Genomic DNA, 19,836 nt, shown 5'->3' on the forward strand with positions numbered 1-19,836 from the left:
GCATGGTTTCAGGCTGTCTTTAGCGGGAATCCCTTTTAAGGTCTTTTTATATGGCGTCTTATTCCTGCCCAGAATGTCTCAAGATACTGTTTTTAAGGGCGCGGGGATGTGAAAGAAAGGAAAGGCTGCATATTTATGCCCTGTATTATAATATGCCATATTTATACATCCCTTTTGGTTATTATACAGCATAAGTTCTGTTTTGTGAACGGGCATATCTTAAGGCAGGCGCTTTTATGGCAGGCATTTTTAAAAAAGCTGGCTTAATTTTTTTAAAAAAATTTATTTTCATACTGACAATAAGCTGTCACAGCTGTTTTTTAATATAGAGCCAGGGGTTTTTAAATGGTTCTATTTTTTATGCGCCAGGAGGTGGGGATTTTCGGTTCTGATGAATTAAGAAGGCTTAAGGAAGCCTTTGGAGAGATGCGAGAAGAGATTGACCGGATGATAAGGGAAAATGCCCAGCTTAAACAGGAGCTTGCGGAGACGAGAAGGAGAAGCCGGGAAGAGAGAAAGGAGATGGTGCTTTCCCTGCTGCCGGCAGTAGACGCTATGGAAAGGCTATTTTCCGGAGTGGAAGATGAGGAACTGAAAAGGACTGGTTTTTATCGTAGCAGCTGGACGGTTTACCGGCTTTTGCAGGCAAGGCTCAGGAATCTGGGAGTGGAGGAGATAGAAGCCCGCTCAGGGGATAAGGTTAACCCTTTGTACCACCGGGTGGTAGAAACCAGGAAAGGGGAAGAAGGGGTTATACTGGAAGTCCTGAAAAGGGGCTACCTTTTTGAAGGCGATGTTTTGCGGGAAGCGGAGGTAGTCGCAGGAGAAAGGGGAGATGGATAGATGGGAAGAGTGGTAGGGATTGACCTTGGGACCACCAATACGGTGGTGGCTTGTCTGAAGATGGGAGGGGTGGAGGTCCTTCCCAATAAGGAAGGGGAATATATAACCCGCTCGATTGTTTCTTCATATAAAGGGGACATCCAGGTGGGGAGGGTGGCCTACAACCGCTGGCAGCTGGCCCCCGCGGATACGATAGTGTCGGTGAAAAGGCTTATGGGAAGGGCATTCAGCGATAAGGAAGTCAGGGAACTGACGCAGAGGCATTTTTATTACCGCGTGGTGCCGGCGGAAGACGGCTCGGAACAGAGCCTGCGGGTGGTTATGGAGGGAAAGCTTTATTCCCCGGTTGATATTTCAGCCTTTATCCTGGAAAAGGTTAAAAAGGATGCCGAGATGAGGCTGGGGGAAGAGGTAACCCATGCGGTTATCACGGTTCCCGCTTATTTCAGCGACCGGCAGAGGCAGGCGACGATTGAGGCAGGAAGGCGGGCCGGGCTTACGGTTATGAGGCTTCTGGATGAGCCGGTGGCGGCGGCTATTGCCTATGGCATTGAAAACCCCAGCCGGGAACCGAAGAATGTACTGGTTTATGACCTGGGGGGCGGCACGTTTGATGTTACGATCATGGCGGTAATGGAGGGCAATTTTGTGGAACTGGTAAAGGAAGGGGATATGTGGCTGGGAGGAGATGATTTTGACCAGGCGCTTTTTGATTATGTGCTGGAACAGTCGGGGGATGAGCTCAAAGAGGCGGTAAGGAATGATGTCAGGGCAGCCATCGATATAAGGAAAGCGTGCCAGCAGGCCAAGGAGGCTTTAAGCTCCAGCGAATTCACGGAGATTATTATCCCTGCCTGCACCAGGGACCAGAGGGGGAATCCGATAGATGTCCTGGTTGAGGTTACCAGGAGCGAGTTTGAGGAGATGACCTGCCACCTGGTGAAAAAGAGCGTGGAGCTGGTGAAGAAAGCGGTGGCCAATGCTTATCTGGAAGTTGGGGATATAGATTATGTGGTGATGGCAGGCAGCGCTTCTTCCATGCCGCATGTTTACCGGGAGATGGTAAGGCTTTTTGGCAGGGAAAAGGTGAAAACAGGGGTTCATCCCAAGCACTGCGTGGCTATGGGGGCTGCGATAGCGGCAGCGCAGCTGAACAGCGTTATGTGCCCCTCCTGCAGCCGGCTTAATGAAATGGGAGCGCTGTTTTGCGAAGGCTGCGGGTTTGAGCTGGCAGGGAAAGGGAAGGCTCTCTGCCCTTCCTGTGGAAGCCCCAATTCCCCTGCAGCGGAGAGGTGTTCCAGATGCGGAGCCTTTATGTTGGGGATGAGCAGTGTGGAAGGGGGAATAACCGGGTTTTACTACGGGATTGTTACTGAAGGAGGGGTAAGGCACATCTATGTGAATAAAGGGGATACCTATGCCACACCGGAAGAAAACCGGATAAGCCGCATGTTTTCTACCCGCTTTGACCACCAGACTTTTATTTCGGTGCCGGTGTGGAGGGCGGAGGAAGAGGACAGTCTGGAAGTGGAGACGGTAGGGGAGGCTATTGTGCTCATGCCTTTTGGGACTCAGGCGGGAAGCCGGGTAAAGGTGAGCCTGTGGCTCAATGCGGACGGCTATTTTGAGCTGGAGGCTTTTGCAGAAGGAGGACAGAGGCTGCCGGTGGCTATCCTGCGCTGGAACCGGATGGACAGCAAGGCGATGCGCATCCTGGAAGAATGTTCCTGCATGATTTCAGAACAGGAGAAGGATTTTGACAGCAACTTGAAGCGGGAAGTCAGGGAAAAACAGCTGGAAATCCTTAAGGAACTGGAAAAGGACAGGGTGTATAACGCGGAGATTCTGGCCGAGGAACTGGAAAAGGCGGTTCTGGAAAGGAACACGAGGGATGCTGCCCAAAGGGTGGAAAATGCCTGCTGGCTGGCAGAACATGTGGTAAGCGAATATGACTGGCTCCTTAATAAAGACATAGTCTATGAGATAACGGGAAGGGCAAATCAGGTGCGCTCCCTCTGGCGGAACGGGAAGGCTGAAGAAGCGGTAAGGCAGGCGGACAGCCTGAGAGATTTTGTCTTAAACCTTTTCTACACCCCGGATAAAAGGAGTTTTTCGCTGCTGGGATGGTTTATGCACAGCCGGGTGATGATAGCCAAGGACATAAGGCCTTATAACCAGGCAGCTGCCTATAAGCTGGAACAGGAGCTTTATGCGGTAAGGGAAAAGGTTAAGGCGGGGGACAGGGACATAAATGAGAGGATACGGAATTTTAACGAGAACCTGCAGAGGGAGTATGAAGCGCTTGTCAGCATGGGGGTAAAGGCCTCCTGGCAGTGCCCGAGGTGCAAAACCAGCAATGAGCCGGGAAGCAGGTACTGCCGTTCCTGCGGCAGTGATTTGTGGCTTTTGAAGGCTTTTTAACCCAAAAAGGCAAGGAGGGGACAAAGGTGCGGGACCCCTGGATGACAGTGGAAGATGTTTACGAGGTTCTGGGAATAAGCGACAGCGCTTCCCGGGAAGATATCAAGAAGGCTTTTGCCCTGGCCTTGAAGCGGATGCCGGCCGAAGAGGCGCGCAGAGCCCGGCAGGCTTTGCTGGATGACAGGCAGAAGATGCTCGTTGATATTCTGCGCTATGACAACCGGTTTATTTCGTTTCTGGGGCAGGATTTCTGCGAAATGGATGTTTTCTTTGAAGATGCCCTGTCAGCTGCCATTTCCGAATATTCACGGCATGTTTCGTGGAGAGGCTACCTGAAAGAAAGGGAAGCTGACGCGAAATGGCATATAGAAGCGGTCCACAGCCTGGCGGTAGCCTTTTTTTGGAGCGGCATGGCCGCGCTGCGGGGGGACCTTGATGAAGAGGAGGAGGATGTTTTCTCTTTTGCCTCCTCCTGCTTTGATGAGTCGCTGGCCCGTTTCAGCTATCTTCTGCGCAGCAGGCTATTCTGGGATAAGTGGAAGGGGGAGGAAAAGGAAAAACTGCTGCCGGAAGATGTCCGGGAGGGGGAGCATCCCTTTCTGGCGGGAGAAGCCGGGTTTTTGAGCCTTTTCAGGGAATATGCGCTTAACCTTATATTTAAAGAAGCGGACGAATGGCTGGATGAGGAGGCCATGGATGTGTATTACAGCGCGGCTGCTGCCTTAAAGGCCGGGGAAAAGCTTTATAACCCGCAGAGTTTTAATTTTGTAAAAGACAGGAGCTTCTGCACCCTGTCTCTGGGAAGGGGGATAATTATCCCCTGGGCCAGGGAAGGGGAGGAAGATTTTTTCCTTACCCCCCGCTTTTACCTGGCCAAGATAGAAGCCCTGCTGGCTGACGGCCACGGCCTGCTGGCGAAAAGGGAGATGGAAAAGCTGGAGTTTTTTGATCTGGTCAGGGAAGAAGAGGAAAAGCTTGAGGAGCTTTGTTTGCATGCCGAACTGGCGCTGATAGAGGAAAATATTAAGGACGGCGATGGTTTTGAGGCCCTGGCAATGCTGGCCAAGGTGGTGAAAAAAGGCGGCGAGGGGATAAGGGAGAAGGTGGAGCGGCTGCTGGTAAAAACTTTTCCCCTGCTGGGGGCTGAATCCCCAGAAGAGTTGATAGATTTGGCGCAGGAGTTTCTGGAAGCTGCGGAGGGAAAGGGGGAAGCTTCCCGGATGCTGGCAGAGTTCGCGGCTGCCCGGCTGGATAAGGCGTGTAAAAAAGAGGCGGATGCCGCTTATAAGAGTAAGGAATTTGAGCCGGCGGTTAAGTTTCTGGAACAGGCAGTCTGCTGGCTGGAAGGTTTAAGGGAAAAATCAGGGAACAACAGCTATGTGGCAGGCATCTGCCGGAAGTGGAAAGAAGAGATTTTGTATATGGAGATTTTAAGGGCCATGCTGTGGTGTGCGGAAGGAAGGGCCAGGGAGGCTTTGGCTCTTCTGCGGAAAAGGCTGCCTGAAGCGGAAGAGGGGACTGAAGTACGGGAAGAAATTGTAAAAGGCATAATAAGGTGCTATCTTTCGATGGCAGAGCAAAAAGTCATGCTGGAACATGATGTGGATGGGGCCATAAGTATTTTGCGGGAAGGGGTAAAAGTTACCGGCCATCCAGACCTGAAAGGGGCTCTGGCAGCTGTTTTGAACCAGAAAGCCCTGTATTTGCTGGAGGAAAACCGGTTTGTTATGAGGGAAAACCCGGAAGCAGCGAAAAGGGTTTTGCAGACGGCGCAAAGGCTTCTGGGGGAGGCCTTGTATCTGGCCCCCGATAACCCGGTAATAGAGGATAATTACCAGGATGTAGACAGGGCGCTGAAAAGCCTGCAGCAGATGGAAGAACGTCCGGGCTGCCTGAAAGACCTGGACAGCTTTCTGGCGAAGATAGCTATTGGCTATTTAATCCTGCTTTTTCTGGGCTATCTGGCAGGATGCTGAGGATGGAGGACAGGAGGGGGGTTTATGACTGACTGCCCGTGCGGCTACGGGAAAGGGATACCTTATAACCAGAGATACTGCCACATCTGCGGGACTGATTTGAGGCTTTTGCACCGGTGGAACCAGGCAGCGCAGGACCTGTGGGAAGCAGGCGAGAAAGCCATGCGGGAAGGCAGGTATGAAAAAGCCGGTGTTTATGCTGAACTGGCGGCCTGCCTGGCAGGCAAAGAAGAGATGGAAGAGAAGAAGGGGATGCTGAGAAAAGAGATAAGAAGAGGGAGGCGGAAGGTTTTATGGCGCAGGCTGGGGATTGTATTTTCCCTGACGGCGCTTTTGCTGCTGGCGGCAGCAGGCTGGCAGGACTACCACCTGCGGGAGGCCAGAAAAGGCTATGAAAGAGAGCTGGCTGCCTGGCAGGAAAGGCTTGAAGAGGCGAGAGAAGAAGGCAGGGAAGGGGAAGGTTTTATCCACTACCGGGTGAGAAAAGGTGATACCCTGTATGGCCTGGCTTATGCGTTTTACGGGGACGGCAGGCTGTGGAGGAAAATTGGGAGGGCCAACCAGCAGCTTGAGCCGCACTCCCTCAAGCCGGGGCAGGTGATAGTAATCCCTGACCTTCTGGGTGAAGAAGATAAAAAGCCGGAGGGAAAATAACCCTGCCGGCTTTTTTGCACGGCAGGGATAAATGGCATTTTAAGGGGGCAGGCCAAAAAAGGGCTGGTACAGGAAAAAGCGGCAGGGAGAGGGAGGGGCTGGCAGGGAAAGCAGGCGGGGAAAAAGGCAGGCAGGGTTTAGATTTAAGCAGGAATTGATTTTTTAAGGTCGAATATTCTGGAACAGGCATAAGGAAAGAAAAGGTTTAGTTTAAAATTTTTTCTTTTTTCGACAGGATAAGCTAATAAATGCGGTATACAAAATACAGTATATGGAAAATAAAGGTTAAAAATTTTTGAAAACAGTTTTTAAACTGACAAATAGCTGTCACCGGGGTTTTGTAAAATTTAGTACATGAGTTGGAAAGGGGAAGAGGCGTATGTATGAGGAAAAGGAATTTAAGAGGGATTACAGGAAAGAAAGGAGTGGGGAACGACAGCGCTATTATGACGAAAAAACGCTGGAGGAAATTAAGCATGAAATTCTGGAACTTTTCAGGGTAGAAAAAGAAAAGGAAGGGCTTTTCTGGGCGAAGTTGGATACCTTTATTGAAAAAAATTGTTTTTTTAGCGGAGGGAGAAGGGATATAAGCCTGCAGGAGGGGTGGGAGGATTTTTTCCCGGAAAAGAAAGGCTGCCGAATCCCTGGGGAGGTAATCGATTATGCGAGAAAAGATAAAATGCACTTTTTAGTCTACAGGAATGGGAGAGCAAGAGGGATCAGGAGCGAGGTTTATCTGCTTAAACTGCTGGTTGACACTGCCTTTAAGCTGGCCTTTATAAGGAAGCCGGCGCGGGAATACCAGGCTTTGCAGGATAATGTGCTGGCTTTTGTGAAGGAAAGGGTTCCGGAAGAGCTGCTTAATATGGACGGTTTAAGCTTAAGGGTGTATAAACTCAGCCGTCTTTATTTGCCAGATTTGGCTGTCGATGAAAAAGAGCTGGTTTATGTTTTCAGCCAGGGGGCAGCTGTTCTGGAAAAGATATTTGATGACGCGGCATCTGAGTATGTGAGGAGAAAGACGGCGGTTAAGGAAGCTGTCCGGGAGGCTGAAAGCCAGGCGGCCAGGAAGGAAGAAGGAAGCGGAAAAGAAGCTTACAGGAATTTAAAGGAAAAGGCGGCTTCTGAAAGCGATGCTGCAGGGGCAGCTCTTCCGGAGGAGGAGCAAGAGAAAGGCCGGGACGGAAAAGGCCAGGAAAATGGCAGCAGTGCCGGGAAAGCGGAGGTTGTTTATTCGGAACTCAGGGATTTGCTTAAGAGGTATGAGAGCACGATAAGCCTTCTGCAGGAAGAAATAGAGGAATACCGGAATGAATGCCTGGATTTAAAGAGGGAAATAGAGAGCCTTTATGAATATGCTTCTAACCGCTATGAAGCGGCGGTAAAGGATATGGTCCTGGTGATGAACAGGCCGGAATACGGATATGTTTTAAGCCAGCTGTTCCTTTTTGCCTGCGGGAAGCGGGAGTTTTCCCTGGAGGATATAAGGCTGTTTTTGCGCAACTTTTTTGTGGCCCTGGAAAAAATGGGGGTAAAAGCGGAAGGGGTTGAAAAGGTTGGCAGCAGGGGAGTGTTTTCAGCCAGGGATATAGGGGATTCTTTTATCCTGGACAGGGATATAAGGGATGCCAGGGAGTTTGCCGGGGAGTTTGCCATGCCCGGCTGGCAGTACAAGGGCAAAAATGTTATTTTGCCCCTGGTGAGGGTGGAATGAGGAGAAGAAATGAGGAGAAGAATGGTGATGGCTGAAAGGGGTGGAAGCTTATGGCTGATTTTTATCTGGGCATAGACCTGGGTACAACCAATACGGTAGCCGCGGTGGGGATTAAGAGAAGAAAGGGTGATGAGTTTAGTTCCGAGATTGTGAAGATTCCCCAGTATGACTCCAACAATACGGTAATTACCCTTCATTATCTGCCTTCGGTGCTTTTTGTCGACCACCGGGGAAACAGGATGGTAGGCAAGATTGCCAGGGATATGAGGTTTTACCAATCCGGGCGGACTATATCAAACAGCAAACGTTATATAGGGCAGAGCTACAGATGGGAGATTGGTGAACAGGTTATTACTCCCCGCGATGTGGCGGCTGAGGTTTTGAAAAGGTGCCGCAAGGCAGCTGAGCAGTATACGAGATGTGATATAAAGAGCGCGGTAATTACGGTGCCAGCCTCTTTTAACAATGACCAGATTGCCGATACCCTGGAGGCTGCTGCCATGGCGGGGTTTGACAGGGACATGGTAGATATACTTCCGGAGCCTACTGCTTCCCTTATCTATTTTGTGAACAAGGAGTCGGTGAAGGAAGAGAGCATGATTGATTTTTCGCGCCCCCGCAGGATTATGGTTTTTGATATGGGCGGGGGCACCTGTGATGTTTCCGTGGTGGAGGTAAGCCGGGAAGGGCTGCGGCTTACTTTCCGGGAACTGGCAGTCGGCAGGTATGAGGAACTGGGGGGGATAGATTTTGATTTCTGGGCGGCTGATTATCTGCTCAATTCTTTTGTGAGAAAGCAGCAGATCAGCCTGGATAGCCTGAGCGAAGAGGAAAGGGAGGAGATGTTCAACAAGCTTTTGGTTTTTGCCGAGGAGGCCAAGGAACACATCTCCAGCCGGGTGGAGATGAACGCTATAAATGAGATGGAGGAAAGGGATGAAGATATTTTCTTTACCCGGGTAATACCCGATTTTTATAAAAAGAAGCCGTATGAGTTTTCCATAAATAAAAAGGAATATGATGGGGCGACAGCCCGTTTATACAGGAGGAGAAAGGAGAAGCCCCGTACGGAAAGGGAAGCGCGGGAAACAAAGAATATTATCGACCCGGTTTATGAAACCCTGGCTGCTTACAGGATTGGGCCAGAAGATATAGACCTTATATATATGACGGGAGGAATGTCCAGGTATAGGGAACTGCAGAAAAGGCTGGCCGGGGAGTTTAGAAAGGAGATTATCGTCTCTGATTCCCCTATGGAATCGGTGGCCTACGGGGCTGCTATCTACAATTACTATAATGTGGAGCAGGAAAGGCTTAACAGGGAAAGAGTGATAAGGAATAATGCGAGGGAGCTGCCGGAAAGAGGCGGCAGGGATATAAGCTATGATGTAATAAATGTGCTGGCTGAGGCTATTATGATAGATGTGGACAGCGGCCTGCCGGAAGTCATAATCCCTGCCCATACCCCGGTGCCCTATGAAGGGCGGCTGGAGAAGAGGCTTAAGACTACCTCCCCCTCCGGGATGAAGATAAACCTGTACGGGGGAAGAGATCCTTATGACCCGAATATGAGGATACAGAAGTCTTATGTGGCCAGATTTTCCTATCCGGTAGAAAGCGGCTCCCCTATCGATGTAAGGTACACGATTAACAAAAATAAGATTTTGAGCATTGTCATGAAGGTAGAAAATAATCCGGAGATTGAGCTTACGATAGAACGGGATTTGCCGGTTGTATCCAGGGAGAGGGGGATGGATTATGCCTGATGAAAGGATAAAGGATTTAAGGGAACTGGAGAGATACAGGGAAAGGTTTAAAGGGAATGAATGGGTAGACAGCCTGGGGCTTTTTAAGCCTACCGGCTCCAGGATACGGGGGGAAGGGAAAAATTTGTTCATCTACCATTTTGACGGAGATGACGTGGAAGATTTTGTTAATATTTACAAGGAAATAGACGGCAGCAATATAAATGAGGCTTTTGCCACTTTTTTCAGGGCCAGCCTCAAGGACAAGTGTGAAGAGATGAACCGGAAGCGGATATGCCCGGTTGAATGCATGCTGTATGCCAGCAAAACTGTCAACAAATACCTTGAAAACCGCTATATAAGGGAAACGGTTGCCGAAGTGGCGGCGGAAAATATAACGGTCTGGGGAGAAGAAGGCCGGGAGGTGCTAAGCCATATTATTTCCAGATGGCACTGGTTTCCCCAGCTGAAGATTGCTGTAGATATTGCGCGCATTACCAGGGACAGGGAGCTTTTAAGGAAGGCACACAGAATTTTTGCGGATGATGAGCGGGTTAAGGTGGATTTGTTTAGGGCTCTGGTGGAGAGCGGGGATAGGGAGCTTCTGCCTTATGTTTTTAATATGATAAGGAATTTGCAAAGGAACAGCGATATGGACAGGCGGATGCTCAACCTGCTGGAAAAAAATTTTTATCTCTATATGCCGGAAGCCTTGAATGAATTTGAAAACTTTCTTGGCAGCCCCGGGGTGAGGTATTACGTATCTAACAGAATTAACAGACTGCTGGCTGAATACAGGAGAGGCGGTTTGGAAGGGGGTGGGCACTTACAGGACCCCAAAAGGCATATTATTGAACTTGCCAGTAAGGCGAACCCGGAAAGCGGTTTTTCTTTTGCTGAGAGGGAAGCGGCTTTTGAGGAGCTTATAGGTTATTTGAGAAATAAGGCGCTGCGCAGGCAGGCGCTTTTTGCCTTCCGCAAAACCGGAAGGCCGGAAGCTGCCAATTATATTATACAGGTCCTCAGGAACGGGAACTGCAGGGATGGGGAGATAAAAGATGCCCTGGTAACACTTGGCTTTTTGGGCTACCAGGATGATGACTATTTTTTAAGCCGCAATTTTTCCTTCTTTGATATTTCTCTTTGGACTTACTATTACCTTACTGGCAGGGAAGAATATCTGGAGCGTCTGATAGAGCATTTCTTAACCGGAAGCCGGGAAAGGGCGGCGGAAATAATATCCCATTTAAACCAGTTTTACCTGGGAAGAAGGACAGAAATACAAAAGGCGATTAATGAAAAGCTGGTGGCTGTCCTGCGGGAAAGGAGGGCAGAAGACATTGTAAGGGCGGCTGACAACATGAGCGTGGCTCTGGACAAGCTAAATATAAATGACATGGAAGAAGCACTGGCCGAAATATTCAGGGTTTTTGGCTTTGGGGAAGAAAGTGCTTATGGGCTGGATGATGAGCAGGCCTTTTTGAGCCTCCTGGAAATGACAGGGAGGTATTATGTGAAAAATGCCAAGACAAAAACAGGCCAAAAACTGGAAAGGTTTTTGTTCCATGTGGCGGACAATTATGAGGGAAAGGTTAAGAATAGGGCTTTAAAGATTTTAAAGTCGGTAGAGGAAGGAGAGGTTGGAAGGTAGGAGGCAGCTATGGGGGGATATGCTGAAGACGGCTTTGGGGTAAGCCCGCAAAAAAAGATAGAGCTTTTGCGAAATCCGGTTTTTTCAGGCGATTATAAAGAGGCGGCTTTGCGCGGATTTTTGCTGGAAGGGGACCTGGAACACCTGGACTTGCTGGCGGTCATGTATTACCGCAGACGTGATTACCAGCTGGCCTACTATTTTGCCTGCCTGGGCTGGGAAAAGAAAAACCAGTTTTTTTGCAGGTTTTATGAGGTTTTATCCCTCCTCCAGCTTGGCTATTACAGGAAAGCGGAAGATATTTTCCGCAGCTTTTCTGCGCGTTTTTGCCGGGAACTGGAAAACAGCCCCTGTTGCCTTAAGGAGATACTGGATATCTTTATCGTCTTTTATTTCCCCTGGGAGGCTCTCCCCTCCTCCCTGAAAGGCTATCTGGCCGCAAATCCCCAGCTTCCAGCAGTTATGCTTTATGAGCTGCAGGAAAAGATTATAGAACGGGGAAGCAGGGGAGATATAAAAAAGCTGGTAGACTATATAGCGGATGTTATTATCGATAAACTGGATACCAGGGCTTTGCAAAACCATGCCTGCAGTTTGGTGGCCCTGTTTGATGAGAAGAGGAGGGAGCGCTACCTTTCTTATACGCTGGAAGAAGGGTGGCTGGAGCCCCTGCTGGTTCCTTATGTAAGGGAAAGGGGAATGCTAAAGGACGGGGAAGCCAAAGGGCAGATCAGGGAATTGATGCTGGATGTGGAAGAGATAAAGAGACGTACGCGGTTTTTTTACCAGGGCATGCGGGATGAAACATTTGAAATAGTTTCCTATCCCTGGTCCTGTCAGGCGGGGAATATGCATTTAGTAAAGGTAAGGGACAGGACGGTCATTTTTGACCTGGGGGATAAGGCGGGAGAAGGCTATGGCGGGCTGCACATGAGGGATTTTTTGAAAAGAAACGGGACAGAGATTGAAGATGTAAAGGCAGTTTTTATAAGCCATGCCCATTTTGACCACTGGGGAGGGCTGGGGATTTTTAAAGACAGCCGGGTGCCGGTTTATTTGACGGAAGATACCTGTAACCTTATAGGAAAGGCAGCTCCGGAGATTTTTAGAGGCATAGACATAAGGCTTATAAGGGAAGGCAGGCCTGTTCTTATAGACGATTCCCTTGCGGTGGAGGCTTTCCCCAATGGGCATGTGCTGGGTTCGGTTGGCTTTATTTTGCGGGCGGAAGGGAAAAGGCTTTTGTATACCGGCGATTTTTGCCTGCACGACCAGGCTCTGGTGAAAGGCTTTGATTTGGATAAGGTTAAAGGGGAAAAGACGGATGTGCTTATTATGGAGACTACTTATGGCAGACAGCTTTATGGGGGCCTGGATTATGATGACAGCAGGGTCCTTTTGGCTAGGCTGGTGGAAGAAATACATGGGGCTGGCTTAAAAATTCTGCTGCCTGCCTTTGCTGCAGGCAGGGCCCAGGAGATAATAGCGGCTTTGGGAAATATGAAGCACAAAGTGCCGGTTTTGCTGGATGGGAAGGCAGTACCTGTTTTTCATTATTTTGCCAACCGGGTAGCTGGCTTCAGGGATAAAGGGGATTATGTGCATATTCTGCCTGACGGCAGTATTGAAGGCAATTTAGTCTTGTATCCGGTTATCATTGCCAGTTCTGGCATGCTGAAAAGGGGAACCACCTCTGACCGCTACCTGGATGGGCTTTTGCGCAGGGAAAAGTTTGCGGTTATCCAGACTGGATATATGGAAGAGGACGAAAATGTAAGTTTTGTAAAAGCGTTTGACGACTATAAGCTGGTGTGGTTTAAAGTCAGCCTTTCCGCCCATGCGGGATACAGCGACCTTTTGTATACCCTGGAATGCCTGCATCCTGACAGGGTGGTTATGGTGCATGGGGAAGGGCTGGAAGGTTTTTATCCGGAGCCTGGCTAGATTTTACTGCCGTAAAAAAGTGGCAGGGTTTTATTTTCCCCGGTTTAAGGAGAAAACCGGGGATTTTTGTTTTTATGCAGCCAGTTTTTTTGAATTGTCAGAAAATTAAATTCTAAAAATATAAATTTCGATCACAAAAAATATCGAAATCGAGAAAAAATTAGTGTATAATATATAAAAATTTTGACGCAAAAAGTATAGCCTAATTTGGAAGGAAGGAGGGGATAGGGCAGGATAACTTGAAAAGGCTCAAAACGGGTTTTGAGCTTTAAGTCCCTGGCAGCGAGGTTAAATGGGCGACTTTAAAAACCTGGCTTGGGGACGGGCAGTTATCTTAGTATTTTTGCAGAATACTTTAACAGGAAAGGAAGGTAGACGATGAATAAGTATCTACAAAAGGCTAAAGCTATATGGGCAAACTTTTTGGCAGTGCTTGCGGTTCTTTTGACACCTGCTTTAGCTGTGGCCAGTGAAGCTAATTTAAAAATACCGGAGCTTGCAGCAGACCAGAACAGGCTGCTCATGATGGGGCTTGTCGTATGCGTTCTGGGGATGCTTTTTGGTTTGTACCAGTACAGCAAGGTCAAGAAGTATCCTGCTCATCAGGCTATGCTGGATGTAGCGGAAACTATTTATGAAACATGCAAGACTTACCTCATCCAGCAGGGCAAGTTCCTGTTAATCCTGTTTATATTTATAGGGCTGTGTATCGCTTTCTATTTTGGCTATCTGCAGCATACCGGCGTAAGCGGTGTTCTCTTTATCCTGATGTGGACCATCATAGGCATGATGGGGTCCTACCTGGTTGCCTGGTACGGAATTCGCATGAATACGGTGGCCAACAGCCGGACAGCTTTTGCCGGGCTGGAAGTTAAGCCCACCAAGGTCTTCAATATTGCTATCGATGCCGGTATGAGCATCGGGGTGCTTCTGGTATCGGTTGAGCTTATCATAATGCTAATAATACTGCTTTTTGTTCCCCGGGAACTGGCAGGAGCCAGCTTTATAGGATTTGCTATCGGGGAATCCCTGGGTGCCAGCGCCCTTCGTATAGCCGGGGGTATTTTTACCAAGATTGCAGATATCGGTTCTGACCTGATGAAGATTGTTTTCGGCATTAAGGAAGACGATCCGCGCAATCCTGGGGTTATTGCTGACTGCACCGGCGACAACGCGGGTGACAGCATAGGGCCTACTGCTGATGGTTTTGAAACCTATGGGGTTACCGGGGTTGCTCTGGTCACTTTCATAGTGCTGGCAGTAGCTCCTGCTCTGCAGACTACGCTTTTGACCTGGATTTTCACCATGCGCATACTCATGATAATAACTTCGGTAGTTGCCTTCTATATAAATAAGGGGCTTACCCAGGCGAAGTACGGAAACAGCCAGGATATGGATTTTGAAAAGCCTTTGACCAACCTGGTATGGATAACTTCTATCCTTTCCATAATCGTTACCTATGTAGTAAGCTACTATATGCTGGGACCGGTTTCCAATGCTGCTCCTGAGCTGCAGTCCATGTGGCTGGTACTGGCTACGATTATAAGCTGTGGAACTCTGGGTGCCGCGCTTATTCCTGAATTCACCAAGATATTTACCAGCCCCAAGTCTGCTCATACAGAAGAAGTAGTTAAGGCTTCCCGGGAAGGCGGAGCATCCCTTAACATCCTTTCCGGACTGGTAGCAGGCAATTTCAGCGGCTTCTGGATTGGCATGGTATTTTTGGCCCTGATGTTTATTGCTTATATAGCCAGCGGCTATGGGCTGGAGTCTATCATGATTTATCCTTCTATTTTTGCCTTTGGTCTGGTGGCTTTTGGAATGCTGGGAATGGGTCCGGTTACTATTGCGGTTGACAGTTACGGGCCGGTTACTGACAATGCTCAGTCTATCTATGAACTTTCACTGATTGAAACTATTCCTAAAGTAGATAAACAGATTGAAAAGGAATTTGGCTTTAAGCCTAATTTTGACAAGGCTAAACACTTCCTGGAAGCTAATGACGGCGCAGGTAATACCTTTAAGGCTACTGCCAAGCCGGTGCTTATTGGTACGGCAGTTGTAGGAGCTACCACCATGATTTTCTCCCTCATTCTGGTTATCCAGAATGTGCTGGGAGTTCAGCCGGAAAGCATTTTGACCCTGCTTAATCCTTACACCCTGTTTGGATTTATCTGTGGCGGTGCTGTAATCTACTGGTTTGCCGGCGCTTCCACCCAGGCGGTTACGACTGGTGCCTACCGGGCAGTTGAGTATATCAAGCGCAATATCAAGCTTGATACTACCAGCCAGAAGGCAGCCACCGAAAATTCCAAGGAAGTAGTTAAGATCTGCACCCAGTATGCCCAGGCTGGTATGTTTAATATCTTTATCGGCATATTCTCATTTGCTCTGGCTTTTGCCTGTCTGTCAGCTCCTATAAGTGGAGCAACACCGGTGGCCTTATTTGTGTCCTATCTTATATCTATTGCAGTATTCGGGCTTTTCCAGGCAGTATTTATGGCTAATGCCGGTGGAGCATGGGATAATGGCAAGAAGATAGTAGAGGTAGACCTTAAGGAAAAAGGTACTGAACTGCATGATGCTACTGTAGTAGGAGATACGGTAGGGGATCCTTTCAAAGATACGACAGCGGTAGCCTTGAACCCGATTATCAAGTTTACTACCCTGTTTGGGCTTCTGGCTATGGAGATAGCCATATCCCCTGCTTTCAGCAGTATGGCTCCTTATGCCGGTGTAATATTCCTGGTAATTGCTCTGGTATTCGTATGGCGCACATTCTACCGGATGCGGATAGAAAAGGCTGTGTAAGAACAAAAGTATAAAAAAAATAGAAGAGGGAATACCTTTTTAAGGGTATTCCCTCTTTTTATGCTTATTTTATGCGGTTTACCGGCACCCCCAGGGCATTTTTAACCGGGCATATCTTTATACCCTGTTCAATCAGTTTTTCTATTTCCTCTTCACTGTAGGGAGCCTCTACATTTACCCTGTAATTTATTTCTTTAACATTTCCGCCTTCGATTACTGCCTCCACATTTACCTTTATATCTTTTATATCCATTCTTTTTTTCCTGGCTACAATGGCGATCATGGCTATTATACATCCTCCCAGGGAAGCGGGAAGCATCTGCAGGGGAGTAGGGCCTTCGCCAGTTCCTCCCTCTTCAGCGGGGGAGTCCATGGTTACACTGTAGCTGCCTATCTGGGCTATGCTCTTGATACCCACATGCTGCCAGTTGACTTCAGTGGAGATAATTTTGTCTGCCGCCAAGGGCTGTCCCTCCTTTAAATTTTTTTATTTTAAAAATTGATGTATGTCTATATTATAAATCCCGCTGGAAAATTTACAACTTTACTGAATTTTTTCACAACAACTTTTGCGTTTTTGTTCACGGAGTCTTCACATAAACTGGCTACAATATAATTGCCGGAAGGCAAAAATAATGAAAGAAAGGAGATGGCTAGCGGTGAAGCGAAATTTTTGGCGCAAAATTTTAAGTGTATTTTTAATCGGTGGGCTTCTTCTGGGTACTGGAAGTATAGCGCTGGCTGCCGGTAACGGAGTAATGGCAGGCGGGCAGGGTAAGATGATAAGAGGAGGAATGGGAAAAGGAGTAGACCTGGCTGCCAAATGGGAAACCCTTCTGAACAAGCTTACTGAGAATTCGCTTATTACTTCGGAACAGGCAGAAGCTTTGAAGAACCTGGCCCAGCAAAGGGTAAAGGAAAGGGAAGAATTTAGGCAGGAAATTAAAAAGATGACTCCTGAGGAAAGGCAGCAGGCCAGGGAAGAAAGAAGACAGTTGCAGGATCCCTTTTTAAGCGAAGCAGTTGAGAAAGGCATAATCACTTCCGAACAGGCAGAAGCTATAATGAAGGCTATGCATGAAGAAAGGGCGGCAGAAAGACAGCAGGAAATTAAAAACAAGCTTGATGAGCTGGTAGCTGCCGGAACCATAACCCAGGAGCAGGCAGATAAGCTGCTTGCCAGGATGCGGGAAGAAATGGAAAAAAGAGAAGCTGATATGGCTAAAAGGCTGGAGATAACACCTGAAGAATGGAGAGAATATGTTAAAAATCGTGAAAAACCAAATATTATAAGGGATTTAGTGGCTGAAGGGACTATAACTTCTGAACAGGCAAGTGCAATAGCTAAAGCCATTCACCCGTCCAAAGGCAACGGAATGGGCCAGGGAAAAGGAATGATGGGAAGAGGCAATGCCGGCAATTGCCCTTTCGCCTCCAGCCAGAATCAATAAGTGAATGAAACAAGGGGACGGTTCTCTGTTTCAAAATGAAACAGAGAACCGTCCCTGCTTTTCATTTTTTGTCGTAAATATATCTTTTATAGAAAATTTGCGGCAGGATTTTTGATAAAAAGGAAGAATAAATTGTTATTATGTTGTGCGCAAAAGCACATATATATTATGGGAAGAGCTAAAATAATCAGGAAAAGGAGGGGGAAGAGGGATATAACCTGAGTAGCTGTTCTGGTTAACAGGGGATTTACGAGTGAAATTAAATCTTGAGGGGGTTGAAATCTTGGAAAATAAGGCAGGAAACCGCTGGCTGGTAGTATTAGGGGCACTGATGATTCAGCTCTGTCTGGGTGCTGTTTATATCTGGAGCCTTTTTAACCAGCCGCTGATTGACAAATACGGCTGGGATCCGGCTGGAGTAGTAATGACCTTTTCCATAACTATCTTTGTTTTTGCCTTTTTCACGATTATTGCTGGCAGAATTCAGGACAAGATTGGGCCGCGCTGGGTGGCGACTGCCGGCGGCATTCTTCTCTTTATCGGCATGTTCCTGGCCAGCAAGGCTACCACTTTAACTCAGCTTTACATTTTCTATGGCGTAATCGGTGGGGCTGGCATAGGTACTGCCTATGTATGCCCTCTGGCTACCTGTGTCAAGTGGTTCCCGGATAAGAGGGGGCTTATAAGCGGTATTGCGGTAGCAGGATTTGGCCTGGGAGGTATGCTCTTCAAGCCTATAGCTACCAATTTCCTGAATGCTTATGGAGTAAGCCAGACGTTTATGTACCTGGGTCTTATTTATCTGGTTTTCGTAGTCCTGGGCGCTCAGCTCCTCAAGAATCCTCCGGCAGGGTACTGCCCGCCTGGCTGGACACCTCCCCAGGATGCCGGCAAGGGAGGAAGCGGAGCTGACTTTACTCCCGGCCAGATGCTCAAAACCTACCAATTCTATTTGCTGTGGATTATGTATCTTTTTGGCTGTACAGCTGGACTTATGGTAATAGGTTTTGCCAAGGATATAGGGACTAAACTGGTAGGGCTGGATGCTCTTATGGCTGCCAATGCGGTGGTAATCATTGCTTTATTTAATGCTGCAGGACGTATTGTATGGGGAACCTTATCTGACAAGATTGGGCGCACCACGGCTCTGATTGCTATGTATATTCTGGCAGCCTGCGCTATGTTCTATATGAGCAGATTCAGCATGAATTATACTACTTTCCTGGCTTCCTGCTCGCTTATCGGCTTCTGTTTTGGCGGATTTTTAGGCTTGTTCCCGTCTATTACGGCTGATTATTATGGAACTGCCAATCTGGGAATGAACTACGGAATAGTGTTTATGGCTTATGGAACAGCTGCCATAGTAGGTCCGAGGATTGGTGCTTCCATGCCTTTTACCCAGGCTTTTATGATCGCAGCCGTTCTTTGTGTAATAGCTCTGGTTTTGACCTTCCTGGTAAAACCGCCGCAGCTTAAAAATGCCTAAAAGCAGATAACAAATAAGGAGAGGTGGTGTCCTCTCCTTAATTTTTTTATTTTTTATACCCGTGGGCCAGTTCGATGTTGGTTTTGACTACTTCTTCCATAAATTCTTTTTCTGCGTGGCCGACTTCTTTCAGTTTGCCCAAATCGGCTTCCCCGGTTATAACTTCGCCGGTAGGAACAAGTTTGCCCGAAGGTATGTCTACTCCTTCCACGATAGCTCCGTGTTTTACCATGCTGCCGCTTCCGATTGCGGTTTTAAAAACCACAGCCCTGAATCCTATAAAACAGCCTTCTTCTATTTTGCAGGGGCCGTGCACTACACAGCCGTGGGCTAAAGAAGTATTGGCCCCCACTTCTACGCTGGTACCAGCCAGGGCATGGATGATTACTCCATCCTGGATGTTGACATTGTCACCGATGACAACCGGAGCTACCTTGCCGGTTTTTTCATCTACCTCATCAGCTCTGATTACTGTATGGGGACCGATGTAGCAGTTTTTGCCGATAGTAACCGGACCGATGATGACCGCGGAAGGGTCAACATAGCTGGAAGGGTCAATTACCGGCTTATCCCCTTCAGGATTTGCGCGCAGGTTTTCGCTCACCTTCACCCCGTCCTTTCTTATGAACTATGTTATTAAAATATGTTTATAAATTCGACTGAAAAATGTTTTTTCCTTTTGCAATGATAATTTTATGGCAGACTATTTTTCTGGATGCAGTAATCCACTATGTCTTCCAGGCCGATTATGCCAACTACCTTATTTTCATCGTCAATAACCGGGACTGCTGATATATCGTTTTCCCTTAGCAGGCGGGAAGCTTTGAGTATATCATCTTCCGGTTTTACAGTTATTACTGATTTGGTCATGGCCAGTTCTACCGGATAATCTTCGTAATGTCCGGGCTGCCGCAGGAATTTTAAAAGGTCGGTTTTAACCACAATCCCCAGCAGGTGTTCGTTTTCATCTATGACTACGGCTACGCTTTTTTTGCGGTTTTCCATTTCTTTGAGGGAAAATCCGACGGTTTTATCCGGGGTAAGGCGGATACAGCCTTTTTGGATAATCTCTTTTACCATTTTTACTCCCCCTTTTTTAAATAAAACTTTTATTATATTATAGGTGATTTTTTTTATTTT

Annotated in this window: 15 protein-coding genes; 12 read left to right on the forward strand and 3 right to left on the reverse strand. The window is 47.9% G+C overall.

The annotated features are described in order from the left end of the window. The first annotated feature begins 345 nt into the window (after positions 1-345). From ACZ42E_RS01240 to ACZ42E_RS01285, 10 genes are all read left to right on the forward strand, one after another. Positions 346-843 (forward strand): nucleotide exchange factor GrpE, encoded by a 498-nt coding sequence (locus tag ACZ42E_RS01240; RefSeq protein ID WP_464892650.1) that lies wholly within the window; start codon positions 346-348, stop codon positions 841-843. Next, positions 844-3,264 (forward strand): Hsp70 family protein, encoded by a 2,421-nt coding sequence (locus ACZ42E_RS01245; RefSeq protein WP_464892651.1) that lies wholly within the window; start codon positions 844-846, stop codon positions 3,262-3,264. A 26-nt stretch (positions 3,265-3,290) separates the two neighbouring features. Then, positions 3,291-5,240 carry a hypothetical protein gene (locus tag ACZ42E_RS01250; RefSeq protein WP_464892652.1) on the forward strand — a complete coding sequence of 650 codons (1,950 nt, stop codon included), beginning with the start codon at positions 3,291-3,293 and terminating at the stop codon, positions 5,238-5,240. A 24-nt stretch (positions 5,241-5,264) separates the two neighbouring features. Beyond that, positions 5,265-5,894, forward strand: coding sequence for a LysM peptidoglycan-binding domain-containing protein (locus ACZ42E_RS01255; RefSeq protein WP_464892653.1), 630 nt, complete (start codon positions 5,265-5,267; stop codon positions 5,892-5,894). A gap of 14 nt (positions 5,895-5,908) precedes the next feature. After that, a complete protein-coding gene (locus ACZ42E_RS01260) occupies positions 5,909-6,052 on the forward strand; it encodes a hypothetical protein (RefSeq protein WP_464892654.1) in 144 nt (47 codons plus the stop codon). Between the two features lie 221 nt (positions 6,053-6,273). Next, on the forward strand, positions 6,274-7,608 hold the full coding sequence (locus ACZ42E_RS01265) for a hypothetical protein (RefSeq protein WP_464892655.1): 1,335 nt from the start codon (positions 6,274-6,276) through the stop codon (positions 7,606-7,608). A 50-nt stretch (positions 7,609-7,658) separates the two neighbouring features. Then, positions 7,659-9,374, forward strand: a complete 1,716-nt coding sequence (locus ACZ42E_RS01270) for an Hsp70 family protein (RefSeq protein WP_464892656.1) — start codon at positions 7,659-7,661, stop codon at positions 9,372-9,374. After that, complete coding sequence (locus ACZ42E_RS01275; protein ID WP_464892657.1) at positions 9,367-11,004, forward strand: hypothetical protein; 1,638 nt, start codon at positions 9,367-9,369, stop codon at positions 11,002-11,004. The genes ACZ42E_RS01270 and ACZ42E_RS01275 overlap by 8 nt, the downstream gene beginning before the upstream one ends. A gap of 9 nt (positions 11,005-11,013) precedes the next feature. Then, positions 11,014-12,948 carry an MBL fold metallo-hydrolase gene (locus ACZ42E_RS01280; protein ID WP_464892658.1) on the forward strand — a complete coding sequence of 645 codons (1,935 nt, stop codon included), beginning with the start codon at positions 11,014-11,016 and terminating at the stop codon, positions 12,946-12,948. A gap of 378 nt (positions 12,949-13,326) precedes the next feature. After that, positions 13,327-15,759 carry a sodium-translocating pyrophosphatase gene (locus ACZ42E_RS01285; protein ID WP_464892659.1) on the forward strand — a complete coding sequence of 811 codons (2,433 nt, stop codon included), beginning with the start codon at positions 13,327-13,329 and terminating at the stop codon, positions 15,757-15,759. Positions 15,760-15,823: 64 nt separating this feature from the next. Here the strand turns inward: ACZ42E_RS01285 and ACZ42E_RS01290 are convergent, their stop codons facing one another. Beyond that, the gene (locus ACZ42E_RS01290; protein WP_464892660.1) at positions 15,824-16,222 is read right to left on the reverse strand and encodes an OsmC family protein; all 399 of its coding nucleotides are present in this window, start codon (positions 16,220-16,222) and stop codon (positions 15,824-15,826) included. A 196-nt stretch (positions 16,223-16,418) separates the two neighbouring features. Here ACZ42E_RS01290 and ACZ42E_RS01295 point away from each other — a divergent pair, with 196 nt between their 5' ends. Together ACZ42E_RS01295 and ACZ42E_RS01300 are read left to right on the forward strand one after the other, a co-directional pair. Continuing rightward, positions 16,419-17,210 carry a hypothetical protein gene (locus ACZ42E_RS01295; RefSeq protein ID WP_464892661.1) on the forward strand — a complete coding sequence of 264 codons (792 nt, stop codon included), beginning with the start codon at positions 16,419-16,421 and terminating at the stop codon, positions 17,208-17,210. A 283-nt stretch (positions 17,211-17,493) separates the two neighbouring features. After that, the gene (locus tag ACZ42E_RS01300; RefSeq protein WP_464892662.1) at positions 17,494-18,696 is read left to right on the forward strand and encodes an L-lactate MFS transporter; all 1,203 of its coding nucleotides are present in this window, start codon (positions 17,494-17,496) and stop codon (positions 18,694-18,696) included. 46 nt (positions 18,697-18,742) lie between these two features. Here ACZ42E_RS01300 and ACZ42E_RS01305 read toward each other — a convergent pair whose 3' ends face one another. After that, entirely contained in the window at positions 18,743-19,300 is a 558-nt protein-coding gene (locus tag ACZ42E_RS01305; RefSeq protein ID WP_464892663.1) for a DapH/DapD/GlmU-related protein, read from the reverse strand. An 89-nt stretch (positions 19,301-19,389) separates the two neighbouring features. Then, positions 19,390-19,776: a CBS domain-containing protein gene (locus ACZ42E_RS01310; protein ID WP_464892664.1), complete on the reverse strand. Its 387-nt coding sequence runs from the start codon at positions 19,774-19,776 to the stop codon at positions 19,390-19,392. Positions 19,777-19,836: the final 60 nt, after the last annotated feature.

The organism is Thermosyntropha tengcongensis (assembly GCF_055381335.1).

Coding starts and splice junctions, on each gene's coding strand:
- ACZ42E_RS01240 (WP_464892650.1), top strand. CDS start 346: ATGGTTCTATTTTTTATGCGCCAGGAGGTGGGGATTTTCGGTTCTGAT.
- ACZ42E_RS01245 (WP_464892651.1), top strand. CDS start 844: ATGGGAAGAGTGGTAGGGATTGACCTTGGGACCACCAATACGGTGGTG.
- ACZ42E_RS01255 (WP_464892653.1), top strand. CDS start 5,265: ATGACTGACTGCCCGTGCGGCTACGGGAAAGGGATACCTTATAACCAG.
- ACZ42E_RS01265 (WP_464892655.1), top strand. CDS start 6,274: ATGTATGAGGAAAAGGAATTTAAGAGGGATTACAGGAAAGAAAGGAGT.
- ACZ42E_RS01270 (WP_464892656.1), top strand. CDS start 7,659: ATGGCTGATTTTTATCTGGGCATAGACCTGGGTACAACCAATACGGTA.
- ACZ42E_RS01275 (WP_464892657.1), top strand. CDS start 9,367: ATGCCTGATGAAAGGATAAAGGATTTAAGGGAACTGGAGAGATACAGG.
- ACZ42E_RS01280 (WP_464892658.1), top strand. CDS start 11,014: ATGGGGGGATATGCTGAAGACGGCTTTGGGGTAAGCCCGCAAAAAAAG.
- ACZ42E_RS01285 (WP_464892659.1), top strand. CDS start 13,327: ATGAATAAGTATCTACAAAAGGCTAAAGCTATATGGGCAAACTTTTTG.
- ACZ42E_RS01310 (WP_464892664.1), bottom strand. CDS start 19,776: ATGGTAAAAGAGATTATCCAAAAAGGCTGTATCCGCCTTACCCCGGAT.